This is a genomic window from Actinoplanes subglobosus (genome assembly GCF_042650585.1).
GTDB lineage: Bacteria > Actinomycetota > Actinomycetes > Mycobacteriales > Micromonosporaceae > Actinoplanes > Actinoplanes subglobosus.
The window spans coordinates 280,758-300,640 of sequence record NZ_JBHSBL010000017.1 but is presented as its reverse complement, the minus strand read 5'-3'; the positions used below and the strand labels follow the sequence as shown (position 1 = coordinate 300,640).

Annotated in this window: 17 protein-coding genes and 1 tRNA gene; 10 read left to right on the top strand and 8 right to left on the bottom strand. The window is 70.6% G+C overall.

Going from position 1 to position 19,883, the window contains the following annotated elements:
- The first annotated feature begins 16 nt into the window (after positions 1-16).
- Both ACFO0C_RS19300 and ACFO0C_RS19295 read left to right on the top strand, forming a co-directional pair.
- The gene (locus ACFO0C_RS19300) at positions 17-1,363 is read left to right on the top strand and encodes a carboxyl transferase domain-containing protein (protein ID WP_378068037.1); all 1,347 of its coding nucleotides are present in this window, start codon (positions 17-19) and stop codon (positions 1,361-1,363) included.
- A gap of 11 nt (positions 1,364-1,374) precedes the next feature.
- Positions 1,375-3,381: an ATP-binding protein gene (locus ACFO0C_RS19295; protein WP_378068036.1), complete on the top strand. Its 2,007-nt coding sequence runs from the start codon at positions 1,375-1,377 to the stop codon at positions 3,379-3,381.
- Between the two features lie 4 nt (positions 3,382-3,385).
- Here the strand turns inward: ACFO0C_RS19295 and ACFO0C_RS19290 are convergent, their stop codons facing one another.
- From ACFO0C_RS19290 to ACFO0C_RS19270, 5 genes are all read right to left on the bottom strand, one after another.
- The gene (locus ACFO0C_RS19290) at positions 3,386-4,381 is read right to left on the bottom strand and encodes a serine/threonine-protein kinase (protein ID WP_378068035.1); all 996 of its coding nucleotides are present in this window, start codon (positions 4,379-4,381) and stop codon (positions 3,386-3,388) included.
- 31 nt (positions 4,382-4,412) lie between these two features.
- On the bottom strand, positions 4,413-8,015 hold the full coding sequence (locus ACFO0C_RS19285) for an adenylate/guanylate cyclase domain-containing protein (RefSeq protein ID WP_378068034.1): 3,603 nt from the start codon (positions 8,013-8,015) through the stop codon (positions 4,413-4,415).
- Positions 8,012-8,824 carry an MBL fold metallo-hydrolase gene (locus ACFO0C_RS19280; protein WP_378068033.1) on the bottom strand — a complete coding sequence of 271 codons (813 nt, stop codon included), beginning with the start codon at positions 8,822-8,824 and terminating at the stop codon, positions 8,012-8,014. Before ACFO0C_RS19280 ends, ACFO0C_RS19285 begins: the two co-directional genes overlap by 4 nt.
- Positions 8,825-8,919: 95 nt before the next feature.
- A complete protein-coding gene (locus ACFO0C_RS19275) occupies positions 8,920-9,411 on the bottom strand; it encodes a RidA family protein (RefSeq protein WP_378068032.1) in 492 nt (163 codons plus the stop codon).
- On the bottom strand, positions 9,408-9,563 hold the full coding sequence (locus ACFO0C_RS19270) for a DUF4177 domain-containing protein (RefSeq protein ID WP_093619400.1): 156 nt from the start codon (positions 9,561-9,563) through the stop codon (positions 9,408-9,410). The genes ACFO0C_RS19275 and ACFO0C_RS19270 overlap by 4 nt, the downstream gene beginning before the upstream one ends.
- Before the next feature lie 132 nt (positions 9,564-9,695).
- On the opposite strand from ACFO0C_RS19270, the gene ACFO0C_RS19265 reads away from it, so the two are divergent.
- From ACFO0C_RS19265 to ACFO0C_RS19255, 3 genes are read left to right on the top strand one after another with little or no spacing between them, the layout of a single operon-like run.
- Complete coding sequence (locus ACFO0C_RS19265; RefSeq protein ID WP_378068031.1) at positions 9,696-10,532, top strand: Rv0361 family membrane protein; 837 nt, start codon at positions 9,696-9,698, stop codon at positions 10,530-10,532.
- Between the two features lie 42 nt (positions 10,533-10,574).
- The gene (locus tag ACFO0C_RS19260; RefSeq protein ID WP_378068030.1) at positions 10,575-11,525 is read left to right on the top strand and encodes an ArsA-related P-loop ATPase; all 951 of its coding nucleotides are present in this window, start codon (positions 10,575-10,577) and stop codon (positions 11,523-11,525) included.
- Between the two features lie 48 nt (positions 11,526-11,573).
- Complete coding sequence (locus ACFO0C_RS19255; protein ID WP_378068509.1) at positions 11,574-12,704, top strand: ArsA family ATPase; 1,131 nt, start codon at positions 11,574-11,576, stop codon at positions 12,702-12,704.
- Positions 12,705-12,741: 37 nt separating this feature from the next.
- Here the strand turns inward: ACFO0C_RS19255 and ACFO0C_RS19250 are convergent, their stop codons facing one another.
- Positions 12,742-13,044: a WhiB family transcriptional regulator gene (locus ACFO0C_RS19250; protein ID WP_041832981.1), complete on the bottom strand. Its 303-nt coding sequence runs from the start codon at positions 13,042-13,044 to the stop codon at positions 12,742-12,744.
- A gap of 309 nt (positions 13,045-13,353) precedes the next feature.
- On the opposite strand from ACFO0C_RS19250, the gene ACFO0C_RS19245 reads away from it, so the two are divergent.
- Positions 13,354-15,771 (top strand): transglycosylase domain-containing protein, encoded by a 2,418-nt coding sequence (locus tag ACFO0C_RS19245; RefSeq protein WP_378068029.1) that lies wholly within the window; start codon positions 13,354-13,356, stop codon positions 15,769-15,771.
- A 66-nt stretch (positions 15,772-15,837) separates the two neighbouring features.
- Here ACFO0C_RS19245 and ACFO0C_RS19240 read toward each other — a convergent pair whose 3' ends face one another.
- The gene (locus ACFO0C_RS19240; RefSeq protein ID WP_378068028.1) at positions 15,838-16,290 is read right to left on the bottom strand and encodes a GatB/YqeY domain-containing protein; all 453 of its coding nucleotides are present in this window, start codon (positions 16,288-16,290) and stop codon (positions 15,838-15,840) included.
- A gap of 24 nt (positions 16,291-16,314) precedes the next feature.
- On the opposite strand from ACFO0C_RS19240, the gene ACFO0C_RS19235 reads away from it, so the two are divergent.
- The 3 genes from ACFO0C_RS19235 to ACFO0C_RS19225 all read left to right on the top strand — a co-directional run bounded on the left by ACFO0C_RS19235 (position 16,315) and on the right by ACFO0C_RS19225 (position 18,173).
- Positions 16,315-17,208, top strand: coding sequence for a metallophosphoesterase (locus ACFO0C_RS19235; RefSeq protein ID WP_378068027.1), 894 nt, complete (start codon positions 16,315-16,317; stop codon positions 17,206-17,208).
- A gap of 74 nt (positions 17,209-17,282) precedes the next feature.
- A tRNA-Pro gene (locus ACFO0C_RS19230) sits at positions 17,283-17,359 on the top strand.
- Positions 17,360-17,705: 346 nt separating this feature from the next.
- Entirely contained in the window at positions 17,706-18,173 is a 468-nt protein-coding gene (locus tag ACFO0C_RS19225) for a DUF2690 domain-containing protein (RefSeq protein ID WP_378068026.1), read from the top strand.
- 135 nt (positions 18,174-18,308) lie between these two features.
- Here the strand turns inward: ACFO0C_RS19225 and ACFO0C_RS19220 are convergent, their stop codons facing one another.
- Positions 18,309-18,599, bottom strand: coding sequence for a hypothetical protein (locus tag ACFO0C_RS19220; protein ID WP_378068025.1), 291 nt, complete (start codon positions 18,597-18,599; stop codon positions 18,309-18,311).
- A gap of 176 nt (positions 18,600-18,775) precedes the next feature.
- Between ACFO0C_RS19220 and pyrE the strand changes: the two genes are divergently transcribed.
- Positions 18,776-19,303 carry an orotate phosphoribosyltransferase gene (pyrE, locus tag ACFO0C_RS19215; RefSeq protein WP_378068024.1) on the top strand — a complete coding sequence of 176 codons (528 nt, stop codon included), beginning with the start codon at positions 18,776-18,778 and terminating at the stop codon, positions 19,301-19,303.
- Positions 19,304-19,883: the final 580 nt, after the last annotated feature.

Sequence of the window (19,883 nt, the reverse complement as noted above, 5' to 3'; positions counted from 1 at the left end):
GCAGGGGTGTGGCGAGATGACCGTGCTCGACACCACGCTGGACCCGCGTGACCCCGCCTATCTGGAGGGGCGCGGGACCACCCTGGAACGCCTCGCCGCGCTGGAGTCCGCCCTCGACGAGGCCCGGGCCGGCGGTGGCGAGAAATATGTGACCCGGCATCACGCACGCGGCAAGCTGCTGCCCCGGGAACGCATCGAGATGCTGCTCGACCAGGACAGCCCGTTCCTGGAGTTGTGCCCGGTCGCGGCGTGGGGCTCGGAGTTCCCGGTCGGCGCCAGCGTGGTCACCGGGGTCGGTGTGGTCGAGGGCGTCGAGTGTGTCGTGGTCGCGAACGATCCGACGGTGGACGAGGGCGCGGTCAACCCGTACACGGCCGAGAAGATCCGGCGGGCCACCGCGATCGCCACGACGAACCGGCTGCCGCTGATCAACCTGGTCGAGTCGGCCGGTGACAGTGGTTCGGCCGGCGGCCTGTTCCCACCGGACCTGGTCCCGTCGATCTGCGTGGTCTTCGGCGCCACCACCGGCGACGCCGCCTACCTGCCGGCCCTCTCCGACTACACGATCCGGGTGCGCGGGCACGCGAAGGTGCTGACGATCCACCCGCAGCCGATAAACGGTCACGCGAGCGTCGACGTGCGCGCAACCCCGGTGGTGCCGGCCGGCCCGACCGGTCCGGCCGACCAGCTCGCCGAGGACGAGCGGGACGGGCTGCGCCTGGCCCGGCAGTGCGTCCGGCGTCTCAACTGGCGCAAGCTCGGCCCCCCGCCCCGGATCCGCCGCCCGCTCCCGCCCCGGCACGATCCCGAGGGCCTGCTCACGCTGGCCGCCGCCGATCCGGCCGTGTTCGAGCCGCGCGAGGTGTTCGCCCGGATCCTGGACGACAGCGACTTCGACGAGTTCAAGCCCGGCCACGGCACCGCGATGGTGGCCGGCTGGGGGGAGCTGCACGGATATCCCCTGGGTGTGCTCGCCTCCCCGGTCCGGTCGTGTTCGGCGGCCGAGGCGCAGAAGGTCGTCCACTTCCTGCACCTGGCGAACACCACGGCCACGCCGGTGCTGTTCCTCCGGCATGTCGGCTCGCCCGCCGAGGAGGAGCAGGACACCCGGCACGACGCCCCGATGGCGCACGCGATAGCCCGGTCGACGGTGCCGCACCTGGTCCTCACGGTCGGCGACGTCACCGGTGAACGCACCGACGAGCCACGGTTCCGGTTCAGCTGGCCGTCGGCCGACACGAGTAGAGCCGATGACGGCGTCCTCGACCCACGCGACACCCGTACGGTCCTCGGCTTCTGCCTCTCCGCCGTGCACAGCGCGGCCGTGGAGGGCGCCGGACACGTCGGTGTGTTCCGATCTTGAAAGGTAGACCAGTGATCCGACGACTTCTGGTGGCCGACCGTGGAGAGGTCGCCCGCCGGGTGTTCGCCACGTGCAGGCTGGTCGGCATCGAGACGGTGGCCGTCTACTCCGACGTCGACACCGACGCGCCGCACGTGATCGAGGCGGACTACGCGGTTCATCTGCCGGGCAACACCCCGTCGGCGACCTACCTGCAGACCGAGGCACTGATCGCGGCCGCCCAGCGGGCCGGCGCCAACGCCGTACATCCGGGGATCGGCAAGCTCGCCGAGGACCCGGACTTCGCCGCCGCGGTCGTCGATGCCGGGATGATCTGGGCCGGGCCGCCACCGGCCACGCTGCGCACCCTGGCTGACAAGATCGAGACGAAGAAGCTGGTGGCGGAGGCGCAGGTGCCGGTCCTGCCGACCTTCACCGACCCGGACCAGGTGCCCGGCTTCCCCGTGTTGATCAAACCGGCGAGCGGCACCGGCGGCCTGGGCATCCGGGTGGTCCGGGACGCGGGCACGCTGGCCGAGGCGATCGCCTCCACCCGGCGCGAGGTCGGCGGCGAGGTGTTCTGCGAGCCGTACGTCGGCAACGCCCGCCACATCGAGGTGCCGATCCTGGCCGACGCCCACGGTTCGGTCGTGCCGTTCGGCGAGCGGGAGTGCTCGGTCCAGCGCCGCTACCAGAAGATCATCGAGGAGACGCCGTCCCCGGCCGTCGATCCGGCGCTGCGCGAGGACCTGTGCCGCGCGGCGATCATCGCGGTCCGGGCGCTGGGCTACGTCGGCGCGGGTGCCGTCGAGTTCCTCCTCGACGCCCAGGGCGACTTCTGGTTCCTCGAACTCACCCCCACCCTGCAGGCCGATCACGCGGTCACCGAGTGCGTCTCCGGTTACGACCTGGTGCGGCTCCAGCTGCTGGTGGCCGAGGGCGGCAGTGTGCCGATGCCCGGGCCGCCGCCGATCCGCGGCCACGCCATCGAGGTGCGGATCTGCGCCGAGGACCCGGCGTACGCGTGGCTCCCGGCGGCCGGCACGCTGCACCGGTTCGCGGTGCCGGACATCGCCGGATGGTTCCGTCCGCTCCCCCAGCCGGGCCTGCGCCTGGACGCCGGGGTCGCGGACGGATCGGTGATCGGGATGCACCACGATCCGATGCTGGCCAAACTCGTGGCCTGGGCACCGAGCCGCCAGGAGGCCGCCCGGATGATCGCGTCGGCTCTGGCCCGTACCCATCTGCATGGTGTCGTCTCCAACCGCGACCTGCTGGTCCGGGTGTTGCGGCACCACGCGTTCCGCGCCGGGGATCTGGACACCGGATTCCTGGACCGGCATCCGGAGGTCTTCGCCCCGCTGCTCTCCTCGGTCGACGCCGTGCGTCTCTCCTGCCTCGCGGCCGCCCTCGCCGGCGCCGCGGCGCGGCGTGCGGCGGCACCGGTCCTCGGCTCGCTGCCGTCCGGCTGGCGCAACGTTCCCTCGGGTTCACAGACGGCGGTGTACGACGGCCCGACCGGCCCGGTCGAGGTCGGTTACCGGATGAACCGTCGCGGCGACCTGGCCGGCTGGTGGGTCCGGGCCGTCGACCCGGAGGAACTGGATCTGGCCGGGCTGGGACAGGCGCCGGTCGCCGACGAGCACCCCGCGGTCGTCGTGGTGCAGGCCGACAGCGACCGGGTGGTCCTCAACGTGCAGGGCATCCGGATGGGAGTGCACGTCCACCGGGTCGGCGACGTCTCGTATGTAGACAGTCCAGAGGGGTCGGTCGCGCTCCGGGAGATCTCCCGTTTCCCGCTGCCCGCCCCGGAGGCCGCCGAGAGCTCGCTGATCGCGCCGCTACCCGGGGCGGTCCGCCGCATCCTGGTCGTTCCCGGGCAACGGGTCCGGGCCGGTGAGCTGCTGCTCACCCTGGAGGCGATGAAACTGGAGCATCCGGTGCACGCGCCGTCGGCCGGCGTGGTCTCGTCGCTTCCGGTCCAACCTGGAGTCGAAGTGGACACCGGCGAACTCCTGGCCGTCCTCGATCCGGAGTAGACGGTCAGTTACCGAACCACTTCTGGAAGAAGCCCTTGCGCTCGGTGTGATGGTGGACCGTCGGTGTCTCGTCGAGCGTCGGCGTGCTCGGCGGGATCGGCCGGGGCCGGGGCGGCGGCACGTGGCTGGTCGAGGCCGAGCGGTAGACGGTCGGCGGCGGCTGAGGCGTGCTCGGGTCCAGGTGCAGGTTGTTGAGCAGGTCACGGAGCTGCTCGGCGGTCGGCCGCGAACCGGGGTCGTTGTTCATCCCATACCGCAGCACGTCGGTGAGCGCCCGCGGCGCCGACGGCAGGTCGGGGATCGGCTGGTGGAAGAGGTCCATCAGGGTGAGCAGGCTGGGGCTGCGGTCGGTGGCCCAGCGCGGTGGTCGGCCGCTCATCACGGCGTAGAGGGTGGCGCAGAGCGCGTAGACGTCGGCCGCGCCGGACGGGGTGTCGTGGCGGAACATCTCCGGCGGCGCGTAGGCCGGCGTGAGCACCTCGAGGGTCACCGACGAGTCGCGCATCTCCCCGAGCACGGCGAGGCCGAAGTCGGCGAGCACCGCCGCGTTGAACTCCGAGTACAGGATGTTGGCCGGCTTGACGTCACGGTGCAGCACCCCGTTGGCGTGCGAGTGCACCAGCGCGTCAGCGATCTTGATGCCGACGTCGCGGGCCTCGACGGCGTTGAGCGGGGCGACGCGCATGCGATCCAGATACGACCCGTCGCACAACTCCATGATCAGGTAGGGGTGCTGGTCGACGGTGACGCCCACGTCGAACAGGTCGACCACGTGCGGGTGGGACGACATACGCCCGGCCGCCCGTGCCTCACGCAGGAACCGGGCCTGGTCGCGGGCGTTGTCGAGGGTCCGGTTCTCCATCTTGATGGCGACGTCGCGCCCGACGGAGTCCTGGGTGGCGCGATACACGGTGGCGTAACCACCCCTCGCCATGACCGACAATCCGGACATGCCTGGTACGTATGGTACGGGCAGGGCACCAGGCGGAGTCTCCGTCACGGAATAGAAAATACGCCAGCCACCCGGAAGATCATCCGGGCACGTCAGACGCGTACGCGACAGTTTCCTCGACAACCGTCATCGCCAGGGTTTTCCGCAGCTCCTCGGCGGCCGCCCGCTCGCTCGACTGCTCGGTGGAGTGCGCCAATCGCACCGCTTCGTCCGCAGCGGTCCTTGCCTCATCGCAACGATCGGCGGCCGCGAGCACCCGGGCCCGGACCATGGCGGAGATCACACCACTGCGCACATCCTCGGCCGGCGCGGCGGCGGCCCGCTCGATCCACGTGACAGCGGTGTCCACCCGGCCCTCGGCGAGGAGCGCCGAAGCATACGACGCCAGCGCGTGCCGCCGCGAGAAGAGCAGCGACGGCGTCGACGTGTCACTGGCGATCGGCGCGAGGAGCCCCACCGCGGTCGCCGCGTCCCCCGACCTGGTCCGTGCCTCGGCCAGCAGCACCCGCGGGCCCACCTGGGCCGGTGCCAGCGGATTGTGCGGCTCGACGGCGGTCATCACCCGGCGCGCGTCGGCCTCGGCCGCCTCCAGATCACCGCGCTGCAGGGCGACGAACCCGCGCAGTGTCCCGGCCATGCCGAGCAGCAGCGGATGCCCGGTGCGGTCGGCGTAACCCATCGCGTCGGTGAGCAGGTCGGAGGCGTGATCCAGCTCGCCCAGCCCGCGGGCGATCGCGCCACGCACCACGAGAGCGAGCCCGCAGCCCCAGTCGTCGGAGACCTCCAGGAACTCCCGATACGCCCGGCGCGCCTGCCCGTCGGCCGGCCCGAGGTCACCGAGCTCGGCCGCCGCATAGGCCTCGACGACCCGCAGCGTGCCGACCGCCCAGCCCTCACCGACCCGGTCACCGAACGGCAGGAACAACCGGGCCAGCCGCCGCGCCTCGTGCAGCCGGCCAGCCAGCAGACGGGCGAACGCCGTGGTGCCGCGCAGCCAGGCCCGCCCGACCGGGTCACCGAGCTCGGCGAAGAGCCGTGCGGCCCGGCCCAGCACCGCGTCGGTGCCGGCGAAGTCGCCCCGGGTGGTGGTCACCCAGGCAAGGCTCTGCAGCGCCCAGGCCTGCCCGTGCCGGTCCCCGGCCGCGAGCGTCACCTGGTAGGCCGCCGCGAACCGGCTGCTCGCCTGACTGAGCCGCCCGTTGAGGAAGTCGGCCATCCCGAGCCGGCGCATCGCGTTGGCCCGCTCCGGCAGCAACTGGGCCTCGGTGGCCACGTCGAGGGCCTCCTGCCAGGAGACGACCGCCCGGCCGGTATCACCGAGCGCCTCGTAGGCACGGCCCACCACGATCATCGCCTCGGCACGGCAGACCGGCTCGTCGGCAGCCGCGACCGCGATCTTCTCGCCGAGGGCCAGTGCCAGCTCGGCGCGGCCCAGGCGCAGCTGGGCGCGGGCGAGCACGAGCTGGTCGGGGAGCGGCAGGTCGCCCTTGGCCAGGGCGGTGGCTCGGTCCGCATACTCGATGGCGGCGGCCGGCTCGATGTCGGCCAGTGCCCGCCGGGCCAGCCGGCCGAGCGCCGCGACGCCGAGCGGGGCGACCTCGCGGGCCGCGGCGTCCGGCCGCAGCCGCACCGCGTCGGCCAGCTCCAGCGCGTGCTCGGCGTGCACGGCGATGAACGCGTCCCGCTCGCCGCCGGTCAGGTTGAGCCGGACCGCGCCGTCGTTGCCGGGCTCGGTCACACTCTCCGGTGCCGCCCAGGAGGCCAGATAGGCGTGCCGCTCGGCCAGGTCGCCCTTGCCGATCCCGGCGTACGCCGCCTCGCGCATCAACGGGGTGCTGAACTGGTAACCGCCGGACCGCGACCGGTGCAGCATCCGGCGCTGGAGCAGCTCGTCCACAGCCCGCTCGAGCTCGACCGCGACGACGACGCCGGGCCGGGTGTCGGCGACCGCCCGCCGCTCCTGCAAGGCCTCCAGCACGCCGCTGGGCACCGTCGTCCCGGCCACCGAGGCGTCCCGCAGCACCGACCGTGGTTCCGGGGTGAGCGCGTCGATACGGGCCGCCAGGACAGCGGCCAGGTCACGGGAGAGCAGCCGACTGCCGAGCGATCCCGCGGCCAGCTGCCAGCGACCGGCCGCGTCGGCCCCGACCGCCGGGGTGAGCGCGCCCCGCTCCATCAGCAGGGTGACCATCTCGGCCAGGTAGAACGGGTTGCCCTGGGCGGTGGCGAGGAGCCGGTCACCGTCGGCCGGGGGCAGCTTGCCGCCGTGCAGATAGGACGTGAGCAGCCGGGACGCGTCGGCGCCGCGAAGCGGGGGCAGGCTGTGCACCTCGGCGTCGGCGAGCCGGGTCATCGCGCCGGCCGTCCGCACCAGCTCGGGGCGGCCCAGCAGCAACGCCACGACCGGACCCTCCAGCTGGTTGAGGGTGAGACCGATCGCATCGAGCGTGGTGTCGGTGGCGTCGTGCAGGTCGTCCACGATCACCACCAGCGGCTCCTCTGCGGCGAGCGCGTTGAGCAGGTCCGCGACGGCGATCGAGATCGCCTCGGCGTCGATCCGGCGGGCGCTGGCCGGGCGGTCGGCGGGCGCTGTCGGGCCGACCGTGCGGTCCGGTGCCTCGCCGTAACCGAGCAGCACCAGCAGACGGTCGCTGTCGAGCGTCGCGTTCAGCCGGCCGGCGAGTTTGCGCAGCCGCTCCTCGACGACCGAGCGGGCGACCGTGGTGGCGACGTCCTTGGGCAGGCCGGCCGCCTTGCGGACCAGGTCGGCGAGTGGCGCGTACCTCCGGCGCTCGCCGAAGGCCCGGCACCGCACCCGCAGCACCCGCGCCGCATGCCCGGAATAGCCGGTGGCCAGGCGTTTGACCTCACCGGCGAACCGGGACTTGCCGATGCCCGCCTCGGCCGTCATCACCAGGATTCGCGGGTGGCCGGTGTCGATCGCCTCGGCCAGCCGGCCGGAGACCCGGCCCAGCTCGGCCTCACGGCCGACGAACGGTGCCTCGTCGCCCAGGCCGGAGCGGGTGCCGGGGGCATCGTGCAGACCGAGCAGCTCGTACGTCGGAACCGGCTCCCGCTTGCCCTTGAGGCGCAGCGGCCGCAACTGGCGCCAGGAGGCGACGTGCCGTGTCCCCGCGCTGGTCCGCTCGCCGGCGTAGACGGTGCCGACCGCGGCGGCGTCGGCCAGCCGGGCCGCGGTGTTAACCGTGTCGCCGATCACCGTGTACTCGATACCGGCCTGCACTCCGGCGACCACCTCACCGGTGTTCAGCCCGACGCGCAGACCGAGGGGCGCGCCGCCGCCACGCTCGTCGTCGAGCACCCGGCGGACCGCGCGCTGCATGCTCAGGGCGGCCCGGACCGCGCGCTCGGCGTCGTCCTCGTGGGCCACCGGCGCACCGAAGACAGCCATGATCCCGTCGCCGGTCAGCTTGTCGACGTGCCCGCCGAACGTCTTCACCGCGCCGGCCAGCGAGGCCAGCACCCGATCGGTCACCGCGCCGACCCGCTCGGGATCGAGGTCCTCGGAGAACGACGTGAAGTCGGAGAGGTCGCCGAAGAGCACCGTGACGATGCGGCGCTCGGCGGCCGGCAGCAGCGCGGCGGCCGGCAGACCGGCGCCGCAGTGGTGGCAGAAACGGGCGCCGGGGACCGGGACGGTCCCGCAGACCGGGCAGGTCACGACTGCTCCCGGCGCAGATACGCGAGCTGCGCCGCCGCGGACCACTCGGCGGCGAACCGCAGGCCCGGGTCGAGGTCGGGGTAGACCAGGTCGACGACGGCGCCGGGTGTCTCCGCGCCGGCCGCCATGGCGGCGGCGACCTGCGCCAGCCGCTCCCGGCGATGACCGAGATAGAAGCGGGCACGCTCGGCGGTGTCGCCCCGGGCCGGTCCGTGGCCGGGCAACATCAACACCTCGGGGTACGCGCTGAGCAGCTCCAAACTACCCAGGTAGGCACCCAGATCGCCGTCGGGCGGGGCCACCACCGTGGTCCCGCGGCCGAGCATGGTGTCACCGGTGAACATCGCGCGATCAGTCCCACATCCGGCGAGATCCGTTCCACAAATGACGAGAAAGGACACCGAGTCGCTGGTGTGACCCGGAGTCTCCATCACCCGTATTTCCAGCCCGTTCCCGTCGATGGACTCGCTCGGGTCGAAAGGCTCACCGCCCAGGCAGTGGACCGGTGAGCCGGCCCGCACCGGGGCCCCGCCGAGCATCTCGGAGAGACGGGCCGCGCCCTCCACATGATCGTGATGACCGTGTGTGATCAGAATGCGCTCGATCGGACCGTGCTCGGCGATCCGGCGCAGATGCCCCTCGTCGAGCGGACCGGGATCGACGACGGTGGCCCGCTCGGCGCCGGGCGCCCGCAGGATCCAGGTGTTGGTGCCGTCCAGCGTCATCGGCCCCGGGTTGGGCGCCAGCAGCAGCGTCACCCAACCCGGCAGCCGGTCGACCTCGGCCGACTCGGGCTCAGCAGCCCCCATGACCCGAATCGTACGTCGGTCCGGCGACCATGACCGAGACACGATGTCCGATCCGGTCACCATCGGTGAGCAAATGCGCCCGAATCACCGCAAGATCACGCCACTTCTGCGATTACCTCGACCTCGACCGGGGCACCGAGCGGCAGCTCGGCCACTCCGACCGCGCTGCGGGCGTGCCGGCCCTGCTCACCGAGGACCGCGCCGAACAGGTCGGAAGCCCCGTTGACCACGGCCGGCTGGGCGGTGAACCCGGGTGCCGACGCGACGAAACCGACCACCTTGACGATCTTCACGACCCGGCCGAGACCGACCAGCGCGTCAATCGCGGCGAGCGCGTTGACGGCGCACAGCCGGGCCAGTGCGGCGGCCTCCTCGACGGTGACGTCGTCACCGACCTTGCCGGTCTGCGGCAGCTTGCCGTCGACGAACGGCAGCTGCCCGGAGGTGTAGACGTAGTTGCCGGACTGGACGGCCGGGACATAGGACCCGACCGGCGCGACCACGGCCGGCAGGGTGAGGCCCAGCTCGGCGAGCCTGGCGTAGGCGTCGACCCCGCCCTCGCCCGCGATCGGGGCGGGAGTGGTCATGACTTGGGCCGCTTCAGATAGGCGACCAACTGCTCCGGGTTGGGCCCCGGGACGACCTGGACGAGCTCCCAGCCGTCCTCGCCCCAGTTGTCGAGGATCTGCTTGGTCGCGTGGACCAGCAGGGGCACGGTCACGTACTCCCACTTCTGCATGGCTTGCGCTCTCCTGTTCGTCGGATACCGGGACAGCTTAGGGCGCGTGCGACCAGCCGGTTGGTTAGGCTGACGGGAGTTGTGTACACAACGCGCACATGCCATCACTGAGTGCAATGAGCGGAGGATGACATGACGCACGACGCTCGGAACGAGCCCGGCGGACATCCGGAACCGCCGCCGTCACCCGACCCGGAGCCTCCGGCGCCGATCCCACCGGAGGACCCGATCCCGCCGGAGCCACCGCACGCGGCCGCGCTGGACCACACCGCCGAGATGACACCGGTCACCGGCGGGTCACCACTGGAGGTCGACACCGCCGAGCATCCGGTGGTGCCGGCCCCGGTGTGGCATCAGCCACCACCGACCGGTCCGTGGCACGCCCAGCACGAGAAACCCGGCGAGTGGCGTCACCCGCCGCCGGAGCACCTGGCCTACCAGCACTCGCCGCCGGCCGAGATCCAGCCGCAGCCGGAGCCGATCTGGGTGGGCCCGGCGATCGGCCGCCTGCCACCGGGGATCGACCCGCGGCGGCGCTCGACGATGTTCCTCTCGATGGCGTTCGTGGCCACGCTGGCGCTCTGCGGCGGCGGAGCCGTCTCGGCGTTCTACCTGCTCAGGGACGCCGACAATCCCGGCTCGTCGGACCCGGTCACGGCGGTCAACCGGTTCCTCACCGCGGTCTACACCCAGCAGGACGCGGCGGCCGCACGTGACCTGGTCTGCGGCAAGTCCCGCGACGAGGCGAAACTCACCACCCGGGTGGAGCAGATCAGCTCGTACGCGGACGGTTACGCGGGCCCGGTCTTCCGCTGGGACGATCCGGCCGTGGCCGAGCAGGACCGGGAGCAGGCCCGGGTCGACGTCCGCGTGGTGATGTCGACCGAGGACGAGAAGGCCGCCACCCAGGATCTGCGTTTCACCGTCGTCCGCAAGACCGGCTGGCTGGTGTGCGAGGTCGCAGGCTGACACGTGCCCGTCCGGCTGACACGTGCCCGTAACGTGGAACGCATGGGCGAACACCGCAACTGGCCGGAGCGGCTGCACGTGGTGACCGGCAAGGGCGGCACCGGCAAGAGCACCGTGGCAGCGGCCCTGGCACTGGGCCTGGCGGCCGGTGGCCGGCGCACCCTACTCGTCGAGGTGGAGGGCCGGCAGGGCATCGCCCAGTTGTTCGGTCTGGAGCCACTGCCCTACGCGGAGCGCCGGGTCGCGACGACGACCGGTGGCGGCGAGGTCCGTGCGCTGGCCGTGGACCCCGAGGAGGCCCTCCTCGAGTACCTCGCCATGTTCTACAAGCTCGGCGCGGCCGGGCGGGCGCTGCGCAAGGTCGGCGCCATCGACTTCGCGACCACGATCGCCCCGGGCCTGCGTGACGTTCTTCTCACCGGCAAGGTGAAAGAGGCCACCACCCGCTCCCGGGACGGCAGCCGGGTGTACGACGCGGTCGTGCTGGACGCGCCGCCGACCGGCCGGGTGGGCCGCTTCCTCAACGTGACGGAGGAGACGGCCCGGCTGGTCAAGGTGGGTCCGATCAAGACGCAGAGCGAGGGCGTGGCGTCGCTGCTGCGCTCGCCGATGACCGCGGTGCACGTGGTCACGCTGCTCGAGGAGATGCCGGTCCAGGAGACACTCGACGCGATCGCCGAGCTCTCCGCGCTGCACATCCCGGTGGGCCGGATCGTGGTCAACGGCGCACGGCCGCCACTGCTGGCCGGCGGCAAGGTGACCAAAGCGGAGATCAAGCGGGGCCTGACCGCGGCCGGGCTGGCCGCGGCCCCGGCGACGGTGAGCCAGCTGGCCACCGAGGCCCAGGCGCACCTGACCCGGCGGGAGCTGGAGGAGTCGCTGCGGATGGAGCTGGCCGAGCTGCACCGTCCGATGGTCGAGCTGCCGCTGCTCCCGGACGGGGTCGACCGGGCCGCACTCGGCGACCTGGCGGCACTCCTGATGCGAGCGTGATCAGCGGAACGTCCGATCGAGACGCACTACCCTGAAACGGTGGCTGAATTGACGGCTCCACGGCTCGACGTCGACGGTCTGCTGTCCGACCCGTCCATCCGCATCGTGGTCTGCTGCGGGGCCGGCGGGGTGGGCAAGACGACCACGGCCGCGGCTCTCGGCCTGCGGGCCGCCGAGGTGCACGGCCGCCGCACGGTGGTGCTCACCATCGACCCGGCCCGGCGGCTCGCCCAGTCGATGGGTCTCACCGAGCTGGACAACACTCCCCGGCAGGTCAAGGGCATCGTCGCGGAGCGGGCCGGCGGCGAGCTGCACGCCATGATGCTCGACATGAAGCGCACCTTCGACGAGGTGGTCGAGCAGCACACCACGCCGCAGCGTGCTCAGGAGATCTTCGCCAACCCGTTCTACCAGGCCATGAGCTCGACCTTCGCCGGCACGCAGGAGTACATGGCGATGGAGAAGCTGGGACAGCTGCGGGCCGGCGACGAGTGGGACCTGATCGTGGTGGACACTCCGCCGTCCCGGTCGGCGCTGGACTTCCTGGACGCGCCGGCCCGGCTGTCCCGCTTCCTCGACGGTCGCATGCTGCGGATGCTGCTGGCGCCCGCGCGTACCGGTGGGCGCAGCGTGTTCAGCCTGGTCACCGCATCGTTCGGACTGTTCGCCAAAACCGTTCAGAAGATCCTCGGCGCGCAGCTGCTGACCGACCTGTCCGGCTTCGTCGCGGCCCTCGACTCGATGTTCGGCGGCTTCCGGCAGCGGGCCGACCAGACGTACCGGATCCTGCAGGACCCGCAGACCGCGTTCCTGCTGGTCGCCGCGCCGGAGCGGGACGCGATCCGGGAGGCGGCCTATTTCGCCGAGCGGCTGGTGGCCGAGCGGATGCCGCTGGCCGGGCTGGTGCTGAACCGGATGCATCACACCGAGCTGGCCGGGCTGAGCGCCGCCGACAGCGAGGCCGCGGCCGGCCGGCTGGACGAGGCCGGCGGGCATCAGATGACCGCTGACGTGCTGCGGATCCACGCCGCGCTGCTGCGCCAGGCCGAGCGCGAGGCCGGGGTCGCGGCCGGGTTCACCGGCCAGTTCCCGGCGGTGCCGACGACGTCGATCACGGCGCAGCCCGCCGACGTCCACGACGTCGACGGGCTGCGAACGATCGGAGCGCTGCTCGCCTGACCGGCGATGTCTCGCCGGTCCGACGGGCCACGCCTGATCAGCGGGTGGAGACGAGCACCTTGTCGGCGCCCTTCTCCCGCAGTGCGGCCTCGAACATCTTCCGCCAGCTCGCCACATGCGGGTGCCGGCGGAGCAGTGCCCGCCGCTCCCGTTCCGTCATGCCTCCCCAGACGCCGAACTCGATGCGGTTGTCCAGGGCGTCGGCGAGGCATTCGTAGCGGACCGGGCAGCTGCGGCAGATCCTCTTCGCCACGTTCTGCTCGGCGCCCTGCACGAACAGCGCGTCAGGGTCGCCACTCTGACACGCCGCCATGCTGGGCCAGTCGCTGATCATCCCCACGGTAAACGTCCCCCCTTGTTTCACCCCCTGACGCCTCGGCGGCCCCTGTTCCCCCGTGCCGCATCGGCGTCCGTGTCTCGCCGCACCATCATGCTCTGTAGTTGGGTGATTACGCAACGTTGTCCCTCAAATACGTATAGGCCGGTAGTTCCGGGCATAGCGACCAGGGAGGGGTGGCCGAACGGGGGTACCTTTGGTGCAGAAACGGGAAAACGCTCCGCCGGGATGGGTGACAGGCCACACTCGTATCGGGCGGAGTGGGTGTTCTCGGCAGGCGGTCGCGTGCGTCCTTCGCGTACCCTGCTTCGCGTGAGCTCCTGGTTTCGCAGACGCGATCACAACATTTTCACGAACGCGACCTCGCTGCTGGTCTGTGGCCTGCTGGCAGGGGTGGTCGTGGCCGCCGCCGCCTTCCCCGCCGCGGCGATGACCGGCCTGGCCGCCAAGGCCGGCGGTCAGACGTTCGCGGGCCTGCCCAGTGAGCTCAAGGAGTTCAGCTCCCCACAGATCACCCGGGTCTACGCCTCCGACGGCAAGACCCAGATCGCGGTGTTCTACGACGAGTTCCGCAGCGACGTCCCGCTGAAGGACATCTCGAAGAACATGCAGGCCGCGATCCTGGCCGCGGAGGACCGCAAGTTCTACGAGCACAACGGCGTCGACCTCAAGGGTGTGGCCCGTGCGTTCGTGAGCAACAACCAGGGTGGCGCACAGCAGGGCGCCTCGACGCTCACCATGCAGTATGTGCGGATGTCGCTGGCCTACTCGGCCACCAACCCGCAGGAGGTGATCGCCGCCACGGAGGACAGCCCGAAGCGCAAGATCACCGAAATGAAGTACGCGCTGCAGATCTCGAAGCAGCTCTCCAAGGACCAGATCCTGGAGCGCTACCTCAACATCGCGCCGTTCGGTAACCAGACCTACGGCATCTTCGCGGCGAGCCACGTCTACTTCAACAAGAAGCCGAAGGACCTCACCGTCGCCGAGTCGGCGATGCTCGCCGGCATGGTGAAGGCGCCGAGCAGCTTCAACCCCACCACGCCGGACGGCCACGACCTCATCACCGACCGCCGCAACAACTACATCATCCCGGCCATGGTCGAGATGGGCGTGGTGACCGCGGCGGACGCCGAGAAGGCCAAGAAAGAAGCGGTCCCGACCAAGGTCAAGCAGGTCGGCCGGGGCTGCGCCTGGGTGGCGAAGAACAACTGGGGCTTCTTCTGCGACTTCTTCTACCGCTGGTGGCTGGACCAGGAGTCGTTCGGCGCGACCAGCTACGACCGGGAGCGGCGCCTCAAGAGCGGTGGCTACCGGGTGGTCACCACGCTGGACCTCAAGGGCCAGGCCGGCGCGCGCCGGGAGATCACCGAGCGCCAGTCCGACAACAGCCAGAACGCGCTGTTGCTGGCCGGCATCGAGCCGGCCACCGGCAAGGTCCGCCTGCTCGCGACGAACCGTAAGTTCAAGCTCGACGACCCGGAGAACCCGCAGAACAAGATCTCGTCCGACCCTGCGAAGGCGAAGGCGAAGATCCGGGGCACCGCACCGAACACGACGAACCCGCTGCTCAGCGGCGGTGGCGACATCGCCGGTTACCAGGCCGGCTCGGTGTTCAAGATCTTCCCGATCATCGCGGCCCTGGAGAACGGCTATCCGCTGAGCTACACCATCAAGGCGGAGAAACAGTACAAGTCCGGTTACATCGTGGCGCCCGGCCCGGCGACCTGTGGCGGGCACTTCTACTGCCCGAAGAACGCGGGCGGTGGTAGCGCCGGCGTCTACACGATGTGGTCGGCCTTCGCGAAGTCGATCAACACATACTTCATCCCGCTCCAGGAGCGGGTCGGCGCGGCGAAGGTCATCGCGGTGGCCAAGCGGTTCGGCGTGCAGTTCCGTCAGCCGCGTGAGGCCGAGATGACCACCGAGGAGGGCGGCGCCAACCAGTTCGGCGCGTTCTCCCTCGGCGTCACCGCCTCCACCCCGCTGGACATGGCGAACGCGTACGCGACCCTCGCCGGCGACGGCAAGTACTGCTCGCCCACGCCGATCGAGCAGATCAGCACGCAGGACGGGCAGAAGATCGACGTCGGCAAGCCGTTCTGCAACCAGGCCACCACGAAGGACGTGGCCCGGGCCGCCCTCGACGCGGCACGCTGCCCGGTCGGTGACTCGGCTCAGCTCGGTTCCTGCAACGGCGCCACCGCCCCGGACACCCGCGGCATCGTGGGCCACCCGGTCTTCGGCAAGTCCGGTACCACCGACGCGGAGAAGACCGCCTCGCTGATCGTCGGCACCACGAAGATCGTCGTCGCGGGCTACATGGCCAACCCGGACTGGCCCGACCACCGCGACCAGATGAAGCACGGCGTCATCAACCCGGCCGTCCAGTACACCGTCAAGGAGTACATGGAGGGCAGGGAGAAGGAGCAGTTCAAGAAGCCGGGCAGCTCCAAGATCGTGTTCGGTGAGCAGCGCTCGATCCCGAACGTGGAGTGCGACTCGGTCTCGTCGGCCACCAACCGCCTCGAAGACCTGGGCTTCGCCGTCTCCCGCGGTTCCGAGATCGACTCCGACTGCCCGAAGGGCACCGTCGCGGGCACCGACCCGTCCGGTCGGACGATCAAGAACGGTGCGGTCGTCCTCCAGATCAGTAACGGGAAACCGACGACACAGGTGCCCACACCGGGCACCAGCGGCCAACCGGGTGGGCCAGGCAGGCCCAACTAGCCACAGCACCGGAAACGGGCGGGAGATCGAATCTCCCGCCCGTTTTCCGTACCCCGCAGAGGTTTTTCAGGAAAGCTGGCGCCGCACCTCAGCGGCGACCCGGCCGCCCTCCGCACGCCCCGCCACGGCGGCCTGGGCCGCCTTCATCGCCGGACCCATCTGCGCCTTGCCGCTGAAACCGCCGGCCGTCAGCGCGTCCGTCACGATCTCGGCGATCTCGTCGTCGGTGAGCTGCTTCGGCAGGTAGCGGTCGAGGACCTCGCCCTCCGACGTCTCCTTGGCCGCCTGCTCGGCCCGGCCCGCACCGGAGAAGGCGGCAGCCGCCTCGCGACGCTTCTTCGCCTCCTTGGTCAGGACGGCCAGCACCTCGTCGTCGGACAGCTCACGGGCCTCGTCGCCGGCGACCTCAGCGGTCCGGATGGCGGACAGGGCCATCCGCAGCGTCGACGTGATCAGCTCGTCCCGGGCCTTCATGGCCGTGTGCAGGTCCTCGTTCAGGCGGTCTTTCAGCGTTCCCATGGCGGAGAAACTACCCTTGCGGGCATGCGTAAGCGCTCCCTTATTTCGGCCTTCGCCGCTCTGTCCGCTGCCGGCGCCGCGACGCTCGCCTATGCCGCCCTCGTCGAGCGCAACATGTTCACCCTCCGGCGCTTCGACGTCCCGGTGCTCGAACCGGACGCGGAACCGCTGCGCATCCTGCACATCTCGGACCTGCACATGATGCCTGAGCAGCGCCGCAAGCAGGAGTGGGTGGCCGCGCTCGGCGGCACCGACCCGGACCTGGTGATCGTCACCGGCGACAACATGGCCGACCCGGAGTCGGTCCCCGGAGTGCTGCGGGCCCTCGACCCGCTGCTCGGCGTGCCCGGCGCGTTCGTCTTCGGGTCCAACGACTACCGCGGCCCGGTCTGGAAGAACCCGTTGCAGTACCTGATGCCCGACCGGGAGTACGTGCAGGGTGTCGACCTGCCCGCCGACGAGCTGCGCGCCGCCTTCACCGATGCCGGCTGGGCCGATCTCAACAACGCCCGCACCGTCCTCAAGGCCGGTGGCCGCTCCATCGAGCTGGCCGGCGTCGACGACCCCCACATCGAGCGGGACGACTACCCGTCGGTGGCCGGGCCGATCAGCTCCGGCGCCGATCTGCACCTGGGCGTCACCCACACCCCCGCCTCGCACGTCCTGGACGCGATGGCCGCCGACGGGTTCGCCCTGTTGCTCGCCGGTCACACCCACGGCGGTCAGGTGTGCGTGCCCGGCGTGGGCGCTCTCACCACCAACTGCGACCTGCCGACGTCGATGGCGAAGGGTCTGCACCGCTGGCCCGGCTCGGACGCGTGGCTGCACGTGTCGGCCGGTCTGGGCACCCACCCCACCGCGCCGATCCGATTCGCCTGCCGCCCGGAGGCTTCGCTGCTCACGCTGATCCCCCGCTGACCTGCGGTTTCGCCTTTTAGGGATACCGGTTGTGGAGGCCCCCAGGGCCTCCGCTAGTATTTACCTCGCAGCAGCGGGGTGTGGCGCAGCTTGGTAGCGCGCTTCGTTCGGGACGAAGAGGCCGTGGGTTCAAATCCCGCCACCCCGACCAGCAGTTGCAGCAGGTCAGGGCCGGTCTCCGGAAACGGGGAGCCGGCCCTGCTTTGTTTCACCGCCTCCCACCGTCACCGTCAGCCCCACAATGGGCGTCTGAAATGCGGGATGACGACATTGACAAGGGCCATCCCTGAACCTAGGTTATCGATGTCGATCAACCGTCGATGACGCTCGGCATTCGGTGCCGCTCGCAACTCTTTCACCATCCGCGCCCTCCGTTTCGGACGCTGGGCATGATTTACCGTGGTCGCCGAAAGCCAGCGCCTACTGAAGCAGTATGTAATACGGGGGAAAACTAAATGCTTTCAGTCAAGTCGTCCATGGTGCGTTGGCTCGCACACATGGCGATGGCCATCAGTGCCGTCACCGGGATCATGGTCGTGGCGGGGCCGACGTCGCCGGCTCTCGCCGCCTGCAGCCAGGAGGGCTGCGACAACCTGGACCCGCAGGCCCAGGGCTGTTCCTCGGGTGCCCGCTCGATGCCGGAGGCGATCTGGGTCGAGAGCGCCAACCTGGGTGCCGGCCTCGAGCTCCGCTACTCGCCGACCTGCCGTGCGATGTGGACCCGGCTCACCGTCGACTACAGCTACGACCCGACCCGCGGGCCGATCTACGTCCGCGTGCACCGGCAGGAATGGAACAACCAGGCGCTCGCCTGGCAGAACAGCGGCGTCCACACCAAGACGTTCAACTCGACCACCGGAACCACGTGGACCACGATGGTCGGTGACTATTCCAGTGGCGACCGGACCAAGGCGTGCTGGTCGTTCCGCACCACCAGCAATTTCACCTGCACCGGTTGGCAGTGAGATAAGTAAATGATTCGGTCAGGGTCGATCCCCGGTTTCGGAGATCGACCCTGACTCGCATTATCTGGTGGATTCCGGCGCCTGCCGGCTGGGGTGCGAGACGTTGACGGCCCGGAGGAGCACGGATCGTCTGGTTCAGAGAACGAGCTGGGCCGATCCCGGAACGCCGATCGGGCCGACCATGCGCGGGGTCACCTGCTGCGGCACCGCATACGGCCCGATCATCGACTCGACCACCGGAGCGATCGACGGGCGTTCACTCAGCTGCATGAGCCGGGTGGCGCGGGCCAGGGAGCCGGTCTCGCCGTCGCGGAATCCCTCGCGATAGCCGCGTTCGTAACGCTCACCACGGCCGAGGGCACGACCGAGAGCGAAGCAGGACGATCCGGCAAGGGCGAGCAGGAAGAGCATCGCGAACGGTGTCACAGAACTATCCTTCCGGGGCACAAGCCACTAATTAGGCGAAAATTACCCTAAAAAGGCTTACTTTGCGCTACGGTGGAGATCCAGTACGCCAATGGGTGACCGTTTCGAGGCCTTCACGAGACGGAAGCCAGGGGTGCCGTCCACCGGGTCCGGCCAACCTGACAAGCTGAGACCTTGTGACTGACTCCATCGACCTCGCCCGCCAGGTCCGCGGCGTAAGCCGCCTCACCGGCGAGTTCACGCTCCGCTCCGGGCGGACCGCCACCGAATACTTCGACAAGTACCAGTTCGAGGCCGACCCGGTCCTGCTCGACCAGCTCGCCGAACGTCTCGCCGTCCTCATCCCCGAGGGCACCGAGGTCCTCGCCGGCCTGGAGATGGGCGGGATCGCCGTGGTGACCGCGCTCGCCCGCCACGCGAAACTGCCGACCGCATTCGTCCGCAAGCAGGCCAAGCAGTACGGCACCGCCCGCCTCGCCGAGGGTGCCGAGGTCGCCGGCCGCCGCGTGCTGATCGTCGAAGACGTCGTCACCTCCGGCGGCCAGGTCGTCCTGTCCACGAACGACCTGCGCAAACTCGGCGCCCACGTCGACCACGCGCTGTGCGTCATCGACCGCCAGGAGGGCGGCGCCCAGGCCCTCGCCACCGAGGGCATCACGCTGCGCGCCCTCCTCACCCGAGCCGACCTCGACGCCGCAGCCTGACGACGGCCTCCCCACCGGGCACCCGCCCGGTGGGCCCCCGAAATCTCAACTGCGCGGCCTTGCCGCTCACAGCCGGCGAGCGCCCCTCAACACCCGCACTCACGGCCCGATCAGCACCCCCTCAACACCGCACCCCACCTCACGGCCCAGCCGGCAACCCTCAACACAATCCCGCCTTGCGGCCCCACTCACGGCCCAGCCAGCAACCCTCAACACAATCGCGCCTTGCGGCCCCACTCACGGCCCGGCCCGCGACCCGTTCCGCATCGCGACGCCTACCTTGTACGGCCAGCCCGCCCCGCCGGACCACGCCGTCCCGCACTACAACGCGACGTCCCCGCGGGTCCGGACCGCTGCGCGACCGCCGGGCTGATGCGGTGCGCTGACCCACGCTGCCGCCGCCCCTGGACGGCATGACACCGACCGATAGCCGCTACTGACTGCGGGCCCGATCAGCGATGAACTGACCGCAGCACCCGCCGACGATCACGGCTGCCATAGGTGTCCGGTGACGAACATGGCTGCCAAAGGCGTCCGACATGGTCCCCGGTGACGAACACGACTGCCATGGACGTCCGAC

Coding starts and splice junctions, on each gene's coding strand:
- ACFO0C_RS19300 (WP_378068037.1), top strand. CDS start 17: ATGACCGTGCTCGACACCACGCTGGACCCGCGTGACCCCGCCTATCTG.
- ACFO0C_RS19280 (WP_378068033.1), bottom strand. CDS start 8,824: ATGGGGGCTGCTGAGCCCGAGTCGGCCGAGGTCGACCGGCTGCCGGGT.
- ACFO0C_RS19275 (WP_378068032.1), bottom strand. CDS start 9,411: ATGACCACTCCCGCCCCGATCGCGGGCGAGGGCGGGGTCGACGCCTAC.
- ACFO0C_RS19270 (WP_093619400.1), bottom strand. CDS start 9,563: ATGCAGAAGTGGGAGTACGTGACCGTGCCCCTGCTGGTCCACGCGACC.
- ACFO0C_RS19265 (WP_378068031.1), top strand. CDS start 9,696: ATGACGCACGACGCTCGGAACGAGCCCGGCGGACATCCGGAACCGCCG.
- ACFO0C_RS19260 (WP_378068030.1), top strand. CDS start 10,575: ATGGGCGAACACCGCAACTGGCCGGAGCGGCTGCACGTGGTGACCGGC.
- ACFO0C_RS19240 (WP_378068028.1), bottom strand. CDS start 16,290: ATGGGAACGCTGAAAGACCGCCTGAACGAGGACCTGCACACGGCCATG.
- ACFO0C_RS19235 (WP_378068027.1), top strand. CDS start 16,315: ATGCGTAAGCGCTCCCTTATTTCGGCCTTCGCCGCTCTGTCCGCTGCC.
- ACFO0C_RS19225 (WP_378068026.1), top strand. CDS start 17,706: ATGGCGATGGCCATCAGTGCCGTCACCGGGATCATGGTCGTGGCGGGG.